Annotated in this window: 13 protein-coding genes; all 13 read right to left on the reverse strand. The window is 51.0% G+C overall.

What is annotated here, in order from left to right; translation table 11 throughout:
• Positions 1 to 115: 115 nt before the first annotated feature.
• Entirely contained in the window at positions 116 to 739 is a 624-nt protein-coding gene (gene ureG, locus R2X38_RS03665) for an urease accessory protein UreG (RefSeq protein WP_317520743.1), read from the reverse strand.
• 38 nt (positions 740 to 777) lie between these two features.
• A complete protein-coding gene (locus R2X38_RS03670; RefSeq protein ID WP_317520744.1) occupies positions 778 to 1,491 on the reverse strand; it encodes an urease accessory protein UreF in 714 nt (237 codons plus the stop codon).
• Position 1,492: 1 nt separating this feature from the next.
• Positions 1,493 to 2,089 (reverse strand): HupE/UreJ family protein, encoded by a 597-nt coding sequence (locus R2X38_RS03675; protein ID WP_317520745.1) that lies wholly within the window; start codon positions 2,087 to 2,089, stop codon positions 1,493 to 1,495.
• A gap of 35 nt (positions 2,090 to 2,124) precedes the next feature.
• On the reverse strand, positions 2,125 to 2,574 hold the full coding sequence (gene ureE, locus R2X38_RS03680; protein ID WP_317520746.1) for an urease accessory protein UreE: 450 nt from the start codon (positions 2,572 to 2,574) through the stop codon (positions 2,125 to 2,127).
• A gap of 61 nt (positions 2,575 to 2,635) precedes the next feature.
• Positions 2,636 to 4,339 carry an urease subunit alpha gene (ureC, locus tag R2X38_RS03685; RefSeq protein WP_317520747.1) on the reverse strand — a complete coding sequence of 568 codons (1,704 nt, stop codon included), beginning with the start codon at positions 4,337 to 4,339 and terminating at the stop codon, positions 2,636 to 2,638.
• Positions 4,340 to 4,379: 40 nt separating this feature from the next.
• Positions 4,380 to 4,718 (reverse strand): urease subunit beta, encoded by a 339-nt coding sequence (locus R2X38_RS03690; protein WP_317520748.1) that lies wholly within the window; start codon positions 4,716 to 4,718, stop codon positions 4,380 to 4,382.
• Between the two features lie 43 nt (positions 4,719 to 4,761).
• Entirely contained in the window at positions 4,762 to 5,064 is a 303-nt protein-coding gene (gene ureA / locus R2X38_RS03695) for an urease subunit gamma (protein ID WP_317520749.1), read from the reverse strand.
• 18 nt (positions 5,065 to 5,082) lie between these two features.
• A complete protein-coding gene (locus R2X38_RS03700; RefSeq protein WP_317520750.1) occupies positions 5,083 to 5,976 on the reverse strand; it encodes an urease accessory protein UreD in 894 nt (297 codons plus the stop codon).
• A complete protein-coding gene (urtE, locus tag R2X38_RS03705; protein ID WP_317520751.1) occupies positions 5,973 to 6,668 on the reverse strand; it encodes an urea ABC transporter ATP-binding subunit UrtE in 696 nt (231 codons plus the stop codon). The genes R2X38_RS03700 and urtE overlap by 4 nt, the downstream gene beginning before the upstream one ends.
• Before the next feature lies 1 nt (position 6,669).
• A complete protein-coding gene (gene urtD / locus R2X38_RS03710; RefSeq protein ID WP_317520752.1) occupies positions 6,670 to 7,521 on the reverse strand; it encodes an urea ABC transporter ATP-binding protein UrtD in 852 nt (283 codons plus the stop codon).
• Positions 7,518 to 8,696 (reverse strand): urea ABC transporter permease subunit UrtC, encoded by a 1,179-nt coding sequence (urtC, locus tag R2X38_RS03715; RefSeq protein ID WP_317520753.1) that lies wholly within the window; start codon positions 8,694 to 8,696, stop codon positions 7,518 to 7,520. Before urtC ends, urtD begins: the two co-directional genes overlap by 4 nt.
• 10 nt (positions 8,697 to 8,706) lie before the next feature.
• Positions 8,707 to 10,332, reverse strand: coding sequence for an urea ABC transporter permease subunit UrtB (gene urtB, locus R2X38_RS03720; RefSeq protein WP_317520754.1), 1,626 nt, complete (start codon positions 10,330 to 10,332; stop codon positions 8,707 to 8,709).
• A 125-nt stretch (positions 10,333 to 10,457) separates the two neighbouring features.
• The gene (gene urtA / locus R2X38_RS03725; RefSeq protein WP_317520755.1) at positions 10,458 to 11,741 is read right to left on the reverse strand and encodes an urea ABC transporter substrate-binding protein; all 1,284 of its coding nucleotides are present in this window, start codon (positions 11,739 to 11,741) and stop codon (positions 10,458 to 10,460) included.
• Positions 11,742 to 11,943 lie beyond the last annotated feature (202 nt).

The raw sequence follows: 11,943 nt of genomic DNA on the forward strand, positions 1-11,943 counted from the left end.
TGATCAGGTGTAAATATTTGTAAACTATCACGGAGGTAACAAGAGTGCCGTTTGATTGAGTACAAAAAGGATCTGGCAACAACCATTTCCTTTTTATACAGAGCTCCTGCGCTTACTACGCCTTTGGCGTCAGCATTCCTTCGGTAATAATGAAATCAATAATGGTATCTAGCCCTTTGCTCTCTTTAAGGTTGGTAAACACATAAGGGCGGGTTGGTCGCATCCGTTTGGTATCTTGTTCCATCACTTCAAGGGAAGCCCCAACATAGGGGGCAAGGTCAATCTTATTGATCACCAACAGATCCGAACGGGTAATGCCGGGGCCACCTTTACGCGGGATCTTTTCACCTTCTGCGACATCAATGACATAAATGGTGAGATCGGCCAGCTCCGGGCTAAAAGTCGCACTCAGGTTATCACCACCGCTTTCGACAAAGACGACATCCAAGCTCTGGTGGCGTTTTGCCAACTCTTCGACCGCTGCCAAGTTCATAGAGGCATCTTCTCGAATCGCCGTATGTGGGCATCCCCCGGTTTCAACCCCCATGATCCGGTCGGGATCAAGCGCCTCGGCACGGGTTAGGATTTTGGCATCTTCCTGGGTGTAGATATCGTTGGTTACCACCGCGATGTTTAACTTGTCACGAATCGCTTTACATAACACTTCAAGTAACGCAGTTTTACCTGACCCAACAGGGCCACCAATTCCGACTCGAAGCGGCTGCTTATATGTTTCCATAACAATCCTTATTTTCTCTTTATTTCTAGCCCTTCGGCTTATGAACGGAACAAACGGGTATATTGTGTTTCATGTAGGCTGCTGGCCAGGGACACCACAGGGGTAAAGCTCCCCATCATGGTCTCATCAACCTGTGAGGAGATTAATTCCATTTCAGGGAACAAGTGCGTCAGTTCCACCAAAGCCCGCTGCCCATCTGTCTGGCCTAGTGGAACAAGCTTCACCCCAACCATCACCAAGTTTTCCGCCCAGCTCCAAAGGTAGCCCTGCTTCATCGCTTGTGGGCTTATCCCCCATTGAAGGCCGGCAACACACAGCCCGACGAGTTGGTTAGGATCAGCGTTGCTTCCCAAGTACTCGTCCACCGGGATATCCAGTTGCTTGAGCAGTACATTCAGTGCTTTTCCCCGCTGGGTCTCTTCGGCCCTTAACTCTTTGGTCTCACGGCTTGAGCAAAGCAGGTTACTCAGCGCTTCAATCCTTGGCAGATCGCGACCTTCAATCGCTTGGTAAAACCTATCGATCAACGGCAGCTCGAGTGTTGCCACGCTATAACGCAGTTGGTTCTCCAGCCAAAGCACCATCGTTGCCCTGTCTTTAACCCAGCCTGCCTCAACAGCCCATTCCAGCCCTTGCGAATAGGTGAAACCACCGATAGGCAATGAGGGGCTGATTAGTTGAAACAAACGGTAGGTCGCAAACTGGCTGTCACCTTGGCCGATTTCGCTTGTCCCCATCGCCTCGGCCGCCATATCAAGCCACCAGCAAATAAACTAGGCTGGCAAAAGCGACACCTGCAGAGATCCAGCGGCTGGACGCAAAAGCAGCTAGTCGGTTACCCAGCAACATTAATGCTGAGGCTGAAATCGCCATCGCAACCGCAAACATGGAGACATTGCCTGTCGCCTCAACGCCATGGGCATAGCCATGACAAAAGATAAGGGCAACACAGACTGCTACTGCCATACTTTTTACCTGCTTACTGGCTGTAAACACCTGCCAAAGGGCGGCGCTAACCACCAATAACGAAGCAGCAATTGCTCCTTCAATACCGCCTAGTTCGCCAAAATTTAGCCCTGCAGCCACGCCACCTACCATGGCAATGAGCGCAGCAGCCAACAGGCTCAGTTGGGCGCTTGTTTTCTTAACCGTGAAAAAAACCAATGCACCAAATGCAAGCAGCATTATCAGGTGATCGACACCGGTGATGGGGTGTACAAGCCCACTAAAAAAAGAAGAATGTTCATGGCCTGGGTGGGCATGCGCTGAAACAGGGAGAGCCATCGCAGCAACAGCGAATAGGGAGAGCAATGGAGAGAGATTCGGAGAGAAAAATTTAGATGGTTTCATTGTCATATCCTTGTACAAAAACGAGAGCTTTCTTTCTAGTGATGATGGTGACCGCCAGAGCGGCCGCCGTAAGCGCCGCCTTCTGGTTCAATCGGTGCGTTTTCAACAGTTACCTGAGCACCCAGCCCAACCACCATCTCGTCTAACACATGGTCGTGTTGGTAACGCACCCAATCTGCTTCCACCTGAAGCGGTACATGGCGGTTACCCAGATGGTAAGCAACGCGCATCAGCAAATGGCGATCAGCGCAATACACTGTCGATACCTGCTCGCTGGCGGCCTTGATCTCCACAACCTCGCCACAACGGCTCTTGAGCTGCTCGCCACCACGTAGAATGTGGCCTCTTGGCAGAAACAAGCCCGCATCACGACCGTCATCCAGCACCACCTTCAAACGGCTTTTGATCCGGCTATCTATCGGAAGGCTCAAATACGCATCGGGCTGCGATGTTGCCTTTTCTGTCACTTCAACCAACTCAATCATTTACATTTTCCTTATTCTTATTGGAACAGCTTTTATTTGATTTTTTCTTTAACCAAATGAATCAAAACAAAAAATAGCGTTGTGCCATTGGCAGTACCTCTGCCGGCTCACACACTAAAAGCTCACCATCAGCACGAACCTGATAGGTCTGGGAGTCCACTTCAATACGGGGCTGCCAATCATTAAGCTTCATATCAGCCTTGCTAATTGTCCGGCAGTTTTTGGCAACGCCAATTTGGCTGCCTAGCTGAAGCTCTTCAGCAATCCCAGCCTCTTTGGCCGCTGCCGAGACAAACAACATCGAGGTATTCATGGCCGCTTTGCCGTAACTTCCAAACATTGCGCGGTAGTGGACTGGCTGCGGGGTAGGAATAGACGCATTAGGATCTCCCATCGGAGCCATGGCTATCATGCCGCCTTTGACAACGACGCTCGGCTTCACCCCAAAGAAGGCGGGTTTCCACAACACTAAATCCGCCAGCTTACCAACTTCAATAGAGCCAATTTCATGCCCCATACCATGGGTGATAGCCGGGTTGATGGTGTACTTAGCGACATAGCGCTTGAGGCGGAAATTATCGCTGAAGCTGGAATCTTCAGCCAAGCTGCCACGCTGAACCTTCATCTTATGGGCTGTCTGCCATGTACGGGTGATCACTTCACCAACCCGCCCCATGGCCTGAGAGTCCGATGCGATCATCGAGAACGCGCCCAGATCGTGAAGGATATCTTCTGCGGCAATGGTTTCCCGCCGGATGCGCGATTCAGCAAAAGCGACATCTTCGGCGATAGCCGGGGACAGGTGATGGCACACCATCAACATATCCAGATGCTCATCAACCGTATTCACCGTGTAAGGGCGGGTTGGATTGGTCGATGACGGCAAGACGTTCGACTCTCCGGCAGCCCGGATAATATCCGGCGCATGGCCGCCACCCGCTCCTTCGGTGTGATACGTGTGGAGCACCCGATCGCCAATCGCCGCCAGGGTAGACTCGACGAAACCTGACTCATTGAGGGTATCGGTATGAATAGCGACCTGAACATCCATCTCATCGGCAACTGACAAGCAGGTATCAATCGACGCAGGTGTCGTGCCCCAGTCTTCATGGAGCTTGAGCCCCACCGCTCCAGCGGCAACTTGTTCACGCAATGCCTCTGGCTGGCTGGCATTGCCCTTGCCCAACAGGCCAAAGTTCATTGGGAAGCCATCCAAGGCTTGGAGCATTTGTGCCATATTCCAAGGCCCCGGGGTACAAGTGGTCGCATTGGTACCTGTAGCAGGACCTGTCCCGCCACCAATCATGGTGGTGACCCCAGAAGCTAATGCTTCTTCGATTTGCTGCGGGCAAATAAAGTGGATATGGGAATCGATACCCCCCGCGGTGAGAATGGCACCTTCACCTGCCAGTACTTCAGTCCCTGGGCCAATAATGATATCTACCCCAGGTTGAATATCAGGATTACCGGCTTTGCCGATACCGCTGATCCGGCCATTTTTCACCGCGACATCTGCTTTCACTATGCCCCAGTAATCAAGCACGATGGCATTGGTGATCACCAAATCTGGCGTTTCGGCACTTGGGCGCTGGCTCTGTCCCATTCCATCGCGGATAACCTTACCGCCGCCAAACTTCACTTCATCCCCATAAACAGTGAAGTCTTTTTCGACCTCCAGCCACAACTCGGTATCGGCAAGACGCACCCGATCACCCACTGTTGGGCCAAACATTTCGGCATAAGCCTGACGTGAAATGTTTGCCATAACTCTTCCTTGTATAATTCTTAGAGATAATGCTAACGGCCTAGACTTGGCCCATCACTTTTCCTTGGAAACCGTAAACTTCACGCTTACCCGCATACTCAACCAACTCCACCGTCCGGGATTGGCCCGGTTCAAAACGCGTTGCCGTACCAGCAGGTATATTTAGCCGGAACCCTTTGCAGGCTTGTCGATCAAATTTAAGGGCGTCGTTTACTTCAAAGAAATGGTAATGTGAACCAATCTGAATCGGCCTATCACCGAGGTTCTCAACCGCAACAGTGATGGTTGTCCGGCCCGCATTGAGCTCGATTTCACCGCTTGCTGTTTCAATTTGCCCGGGTACAAAAGCGGAGGTATTAAACGCGCTGCTCCCTGCCATTTTGACTCCTTGTTGATCTGCGTTTTCTACGTAAAAAGAGCCGCTATACAATCGGCTCGTGTACCGTCACAAGCTTGGTGCCATCGGGAAACGTCGCCTCAACCTGCACGTCTGGGATCATCGCAGCCACCCCTTCCATCACATCATCAACCGACAACAGGGTACGGCCATAGTCCATCAACTGAGCGACCGTCTTACCTTCCCGCGCACCTTCCAAGATGGCACTACTGATAAAAGCAATGGATTCAGGGTAATTGAGCTTAAGCCCTCTCTCCTTGCGCTGTTTGGCCAACATACCGGCACAAAAAATCAGTAGCTTGTCCTTCTCCCTTGGCGTCAACTCCATGTCTTTCTCCCGCTTTTACTAAGTGGCCCAGATTCGAGGTGGGCTAGGTAAAACCCCAGTCATCTCAGACCTTGCTTGCTGCCACACCTTGGTGAAGCAAGACAAAATATCTTCACTCCAGTTTCCCAGAGCCCTGACAACAACCAGCCCCTCTATTTGGGTAGCCGCCACTATCAACTTATCGCGACCTAATTGATCCTGAATATCAGATAGCAAAGCCTGTACCAACTGAAAGAAGTCCTGCCCCATTTCGGTTAAGTACAGAGTCCCCATCATGGGGAAATTCTGCATCCCTATATTTATCAATACCTTATCGCCTCCAGACATATTCAAGCCTTCTGTGAGCACCCGGCGTTTTTCAATATAAACCTCTGTTTTGCCGACGAGTTTTCCACTGTCGAAGCACTCATTTAGTGCAGGCCGACCAAAACAGTGCAGCTCCCAGCCCACAAATTGTGCACCGCTCTCTAGGTGGATAACGGTATTGAGCTGGGCATGAGCGTCAGGGAAGAAGATATTTTCTTGCGGTAGCCACTCGAGCCTGCCGCCAGCTTCAACAGTTAAGTGTTGGGTTTGCTTGGCGAAACGGCTCTCTGAGCGATAAAACTTTGTTGCCCCTGGCGTTGTGACCAATACTTTGGCTCCCGCGCCGACATCGACGCGGATATCAAGGGTATCGCCACCTGCAACTCCCCCCGGGGGATGGAGCAGGTAGCTATGGCAGATCTCGCCTTCCGGGTACAGTGCCTGCTGCACCGCTAACGGGCCTTTCTGCTCACGGTGCTTAAGTACAGTTTTGTCGCCCCTATCGCGGTAGCACAAGCTCAACTCAGCAAGCCAACCATGGCGGGTATGCTGGGCAATTTGGTTGGCTGTCGGTTGAGAGAAAACAGGTGATATAAGCGCCGTCATACAGTCAGGTACTCCTTGACCAAGCTGTCATTGAGATCGGCCATTTGCCCGCTGGCAACATGGCGCCCCCTATCAAGAATGCAGAACTGATCGCCTACCCGGCGGGCAAACGGCAGCTTTTGCTCAACCAGCAACACGGTCAGCCCCATTTTTTCGTTAAGCATCCTGATAATATCGCCTATCTCCTGCACGATATTCGGCTGGATCCCTTCTGTAGGCTCATCCAAGATCAACAGCTTTGGATTAACCACCAACGCCCGCCCTATCGCCAGTTGCTGCTGCTGCCCCCCTGATAAATCTCCTCCTCGGCGGTGGAGCATCTCCTTAAGGACAGGAAACAAATCAAAAATATAATCAGGGATCTTGCGGTCGCCCCGGTCGCGGATAGGCAGGCCGATTTCTAGGTTCTCCTGCACCGTCAGCATCGGGAAAATCTGCCTCCCCTGCGGGACATAGCCTATCCCACACCGTGGCCGGGACTCCGCCGGCTCAGAAAGTATTGATTGGTCATTAAAGGTAATGTCACCACTTTTCGCGCCCACTAGCCCCATAATGCATTGAAGCAAGGTTGTCTTCCCCACTCCGTTCCGGCCCATCAAGACCGTACATTTACCCTCGGGGATCTGCATATCCACATCCCACAATGTATGGCTCTCGCCGTAGTACTGATTGAGTGATTTGATTTCTAACATGCTATTCCCCCAGGTAAACCCGCTTCACTTCAGGATGATTTTGTACTTGATCCATAGTGCCTTCAGCCAAGACATGGCCCTGATGAAGCACTGTCACCTCACTGGCAATCGAACGGACAAAGTCCATATCATGCTCAACCACTACCACCGAGTGCTTGCCCGCTAGCGAATTAAGCAACTCTGAGGTTTTATCCATTTCCTGATGGGTCATCCCTGCTACGGGTTCATCAACCAGCAGCAACTTGGGGTTTTGCATTAGCAGCATGCCGATCTCCAGCCATTGTTTTTGGCCATGGGATAAATTGCCAGCCAACAGCGCAGCATTGTCAGCAAGATTGATGAGTTCCAGAACAGACTCAAGCTTGTCCTGCTGCTCGCCGGTCAATTTAGCCCTAAACGTTCCCCAAACGCTCCGTACCCCAGACATCGCAAGTTCAAGGTTTTGCCAAACAGTGAGGCACTCAATCACCGTGGGCTTTTGAAACTTCCGCCCTACGCCAGCATTGGCGATCTGCGATTCATTCATTGTCAGCAGGTTGATATTGGAACCTAGCCAGACTTGCCCTGAATCGGGCTTGGTCTTTCCGGTGATAATATCCATCATGGTGGTTTTACCGGCTCCGTTAGGGCCGATAATGCAGCGCAGCTCCCCCTCGCGAATGTATAAGTTGAGGTCGTTAATCGCCTTGAAACCATCAAAGCTTTTGTTCACCCCTTCGACATAGAGCAAGATGTTGTGCTTGGTATCGATTAAGGGGTGCTCTTCGGGGATCAAGAACGAAAAGACCTCATCGCGCTTGGTCATTTCATGGGCAAAGTTCTGTAGTTTTTTTGCCGTTTCCAATACTGTCATGACGCCACCTCACTGCCATTGCACTCTTGCTGGGGTTTCGATGATTTTGGAGAATCCCCACCTTTTCGTTTAAAGCTAAACCGGTTAATGCCATCAGAAATAAACCCAATCACCCCTCTCGGGAAGTACATGGTAGAAAGCACAAACAAGCCGCCGAGGGCAAAGAGCCACACTTCTGGGAATTCGACCGTAAACCAGCTTTTGGCATAATTGATAATCAAGGCGCCGACAATGGCTCCAAATAGCGTTGCCCGTCCGCCAAGTGCTACCCACACCACGATCTCGATAGAATTCAGTGGCGCAAACTCACCTGGATTAATGATGCCCACTTGCGGTACATACAAAGCCCCGGCTATCCCAGCTATTACTGCAGACAACACAAAGACCCATAACTTGATGCCGTCGACGTCATAGCCCATGAAACGAGTGCGCGATTCAGTATCTCGGATAGCCATCGCGACACGCCCCAACCGGCTGCTAACCACCGTGCGGCACACGATATAGCTAACCGCCAGTGCCAAGCCGGTACAGACAAACAATGCGATTTTGGTTGTATCCTGCTGCAGGCTGTAACCGAGGATGTCCTTGAAGTCCGTCAGGCCGTTGTTACCGCCGAATCCCATTTCATTGCGAAAGAATGCCAGCATTAGGGCATAAGTCAGGGCCTGGGTCATGATCGACAAATACACACCTGATACCCTAGAGCGAAAAGCCAGGTAGCCAAAAATGTATGCCAAAAGGCCAGGGACTAGCACCACCATCAGGCAAGCAAGCCAAAACTGATCGAAGCCGTACCAGAACCACGGTAGCTCTGACCAATTGAGGAATACCATAAAGTCCGGCAAAACAGGGTCGCCATACACGCCCCGGTCACCGATTTGGCGCATCAGGTACATTCCCATGGCATAGCCACCAAGGGCAAAAAAGGCACCATGCCCAAGGCTAAGGATGCCAAGGTATCCCCACACCAAATCTACCGCGAGCGCGAGCATGGCATAGCTGAGGTATTTACCCATCAGCGAGATAGTAAACGTTTCGATATGTAGCGGGTGGCCAGCCGGCAATAATAGGTTGGCCATCGGCACCAGAATAACGGCAGCGAGCAGGAGCGTGAGGACGACTTTACCGCCCCGATCCTGCCCCAAAGCCGAGAGAATAATTGATTTAGACTGCATCAAGCGCTCCTTAGCTTTCTGCCGCACGGCCACGTTGCGGGAATAGCCCGCGAGGACGTTTCTGGATAAACAGGATGATGAACACCAGCATCAAAATCTTCGCCAGCACTGCCCCGGCCCAAGGTTCCAATAGCTTGTTGAAGAGCCCCAGCCCCAAGCCAGCGACCAGGGTGCCCCAGAGGTTTCCGACCCCGCCAAACACCACCACCATAAAGGAATCGATGATGTAGGCTTGGCCCATGTTCGGTCCGACATTCGTCAGCTGTGACAATGCCACCCCGGCAACACCGGCTACGCCTGAGCCCAACCCAAATGTCAGGGCATCGACCCGCTCAGAGCGGATCCCCATTGCCCTAGCCATCGCCCTGTTTTGGGAGACAGCCCGGACTTGCAGGCCAAGAGGGGTTTTCTTCAACACCATCACCATGGCGATAAACACCAAGGCGCAGAAAAGAATGATGTAAAGGCGGTTATAGGTCAGCGACAGCATGGGGTTTAGCTCCCAGGCACCCGCCATCCAGTCCGGCGTACTGACCGAGCGATTGAGGGGAGAAAAGATAGATCTTACTGCTTGCTGGAGGATCAAACTGATCCCGAATGTCGCCAGTAGCGTTTCCAGTGGGCGGCCATAGAGGTGCCTGATCACACTGCGCTCAATCGCAATGCCCACCAGCCCCGAAATAATGAAAGCCATTGGAATAGACAGTATTAACGCAACACCAATCTGTTGGGGGAAAAGCTGCTGCATCACATAGGTGGTGTAGGCGCCAATCATGATCAGCTCACCGTGGGCCATGTTGATAACCCCCATCACCCCAAAGGTGATGGCAAGGCCTATACCGGCAAGTACCAGTACCGACCCTAAGCTAAGACCAAAGAAAACCGTTTCCACCCCGGAGTAAAAGCGCTGACTCTGGTGGTACTTATCCAGCCCTTTTTCTACCGCCGCTGAGAGCTCCGGATCGAGCGCCTGAGGCTGCAGCCTATTAAGGGTTTGCAGCACAATGGCTTGCTTGTATTCAGACAGTGTCTCTACCGCCGCTATACGTGCTTGGGTTGATTCGCTGCTATCCACCGCTTTACTGACTGCTAATGCAAGTTGCAACCTGTCTTGAACTTGGGGATCTTGCTCCACACTTAGCTGGGCAGTGATCCTTTCAAGGATCTCATCATCAGTTTGCCCCAGCAGCCCGTTTGCCGCTTGCAGACGGACGGCGGGATCAGGCGAGTTCAGACCCAGTGATGCCAACTGCATCCTAATCATGCTGCGCAACTTGTTATTAACCCGCACTTTGCCAAAGTCCCGCGAGCGCGAAACGGTCAGTTGCTCGGCATCCCAAATGCTATCGGCCTGTTTGCCGTTTCTTCCGGCAATAATATAAAGCTTCTGATAAGCTTCACTTTTCTTGTCTTTGTAATAAAACAAATCCCCTTCCAACCACGCACGCAGAATAGGCTTCGCCTTTTCTGTTGGCTGATTGGCCACTAGCCACTCAATGGCTGTTTCCTTGTCTTTATTATTTTTCCCAAGCAATACCCGATCAAAATCATCCGTTGAACTGACCGAAGCAAACGCCATGGGTGTACATAACAAGAAGACAATGAGTGCTTTGACGAGCTTCATTAAAGGTGTCATTTCTTGTGTCCTTACTGGCAATTAACGACTTCCAAGGTGGGCAGAAACCCACAGAACATAGCGCTTCAGCTATCCACTGAAGCGCTATCAATAAAGGGCAAACTGCCCTTAATTTTTACGAGGGGTTAATTCGAGCCTGAACACTTTTTGGTTTCGGTGTTGAAGGCCCCACAAGAGAATGGCTTAGACCAACTAGAATATAGCTTGGCTGACTCAGGAAGATACTTAGACCATGCATCACCTGCCACTAGCCCAGTTGTCTCCCAAACTACATCAAACTGACCATCGTCTTGGATCTCGCCAATCAGCACTGGCTTGGTGATATGGTGGTTTGGCAGCATGGTCGAGTAGCCACCAGACAGGTTAGGCACCGCAATACCGATTAGCGCATCTTGTACCGCTTCCGAATCAGTGGTACCGGCATTTTTCACCGCCTGCACCCACATATTGAAACCGATGTAGTGTGCTTCCATCGGGTCATTGGTCACCCGCTCTTCACTTTTGATAAACGACTGCCAGCCATCAATGAACTCTTCATTCTGCTCAGTATCAACACTCATGAAGTAGTTCCAGGCCGCAAGGTGACCAACCAATGGCGATGTATCCATGCCAGATAGCTCTTCTTCGCCCACGGAGAACGCGACAACAGGGATGTCTTCAGAGGAGACGCCCTGGGCACCTAACTCTTTGTAAAAGGGAACGTTCGCGTCACCGTTGATGGTTGAGACTACCGCCGTTTTCTTACCTGCAGAGCCAAATTTCTTGATATCAGACACTATCGACTGCCAGTCAGAGTGGCCAAACGGGGTGTAGCTGATCATGATGTCTTCTTCAGCAACACCTTTGGCTTTTAAGTAAGACTCAAGAATTTTGTTGGTGGTGCGCGGATAAACATAATCGGTCCCAGCCAACACCCAACGCTCAACGTCCAACTCGTCCATCAGGTATTCAACGGCAGGGATCGCCTGCTGGTTAGGCGCAGCACCGGTATAGAAGACATTCTTGGATGATTCCTCACCCTCATATTGCACAGGGTAAAACAAGATACTATTGAGCTCTTCAAACACCGGCAGCATTGATTTACGGGAGACCGACGTCCAACCACCAAACACTACATCAACTTTTTCTTTTTCGATAAGTTCACGGGCTTTTTCAGCAAACAGAGGCCAGTTCGAAGCAGGATCCACAACCACCGCCTCCAGCTTCTTGCCTAATAGTCCGCCTTTTTTATTCTGCTCATCGACTAGCATCAATACTGTATCTTTCAGCGTAGTCTCACTGATCGCCATTGTGCCCGACAGCGAATGGAGAACCCCGACCTTGATCGTTTCTTCAGCCGATACTGCCGCTGAGAGCAAAGATAAACTCAGACCAAGTGTTGCTAGATTCAATTTGGACATCGTGGACATACTTAACATCTCCGTTTGTAATAAATATTCAGTTATGTCCAATCAAAATCGATGCCAAAATACCCAACCACACTTAAAATGCATTAACATTCTGATTTTATTGATTTAATTATTCATTCCAAAAACTCAATCACGTGCTGGACATTATTCCTCAAGCGCATATTGGTGCAATAAAACTACACTTGCCCCAAAACAGTGACTC

The organism is Photobacterium rosenbergii, from assembly GCF_033022775.1.
Lineage (GTDB): Bacteria > Pseudomonadota > Gammaproteobacteria > Enterobacterales > Vibrionaceae > Photobacterium > Photobacterium rosenbergii_A.

What these genes read in the sequence shown, in the direction of transcription:
- ureE (WP_317520746.1), bottom strand. Translation starts at nt 2,574, where the DNA reads ATGATTGAGTTGGTTGAAGTGACAGAAAAGGCAACATCGCAGCCCGAT.
- urtC (WP_317520753.1), bottom strand. Translation starts at nt 8,696, where the DNA reads ATGCAGTCTAAATCAATTATTCTCTCGGCTTTGGGGCAGGATCGGGGC.
- R2X38_RS03700 (WP_317520750.1), bottom strand. Translation starts at nt 5,976, where the DNA reads ATGACGGCGCTTATATCACCTGTTTTCTCTCAACCGACAGCCAACCAA.
- R2X38_RS03670 (WP_317520744.1), bottom strand. Translation starts at nt 1,491, where the DNA reads ATGGCGGCCGAGGCGATGGGGACAAGCGAAATCGGCCAAGGTGACAGC.
- R2X38_RS03690 (WP_317520748.1), bottom strand. Translation starts at nt 4,718, where the DNA reads ATGGCAGGGAGCAGCGCGTTTAATACCTCCGCTTTTGTACCCGGGCAA.
- urtD (WP_317520752.1), bottom strand. Translation starts at nt 7,521, where the DNA reads ATGACAGTATTGGAAACGGCAAAAAAACTACAGAACTTTGCCCATGAA.
- urtA (WP_317520755.1), bottom strand. Translation starts at nt 11,741, where the DNA reads ATGTCCACGATGTCCAAATTGAATCTAGCAACACTTGGTCTGAGTTTA.
- R2X38_RS03675 (WP_317520745.1), bottom strand. Translation starts at nt 2,089, where the DNA reads ATGAAACCATCTAAATTTTTCTCTCCGAATCTCTCTCCATTGCTCTCC.
- urtE (WP_317520751.1), bottom strand. Translation starts at nt 6,668, where the DNA reads ATGTTAGAAATCAAATCACTCAATCAGTACTACGGCGAGAGCCATACA.
- urtB (WP_317520754.1), bottom strand. Translation starts at nt 10,332, where the DNA reads ATGACACCTTTAATGAAGCTCGTCAAAGCACTCATTGTCTTCTTGTTA.
- ureG (WP_317520743.1), bottom strand. Translation starts at nt 739, where the DNA reads ATGGAAACATATAAGCAGCCGCTTCGAGTCGGAATTGGTGGCCCTGTT.
- ureC (WP_317520747.1), bottom strand. Translation starts at nt 4,339, where the DNA reads ATGGCAAACATTTCACGTCAGGCTTATGCCGAAATGTTTGGCCCAACA.
- ureA (WP_317520749.1), bottom strand. Translation starts at nt 5,064, where the DNA reads ATGGAGTTGACGCCAAGGGAGAAGGACAAGCTACTGATTTTTTGTGCC.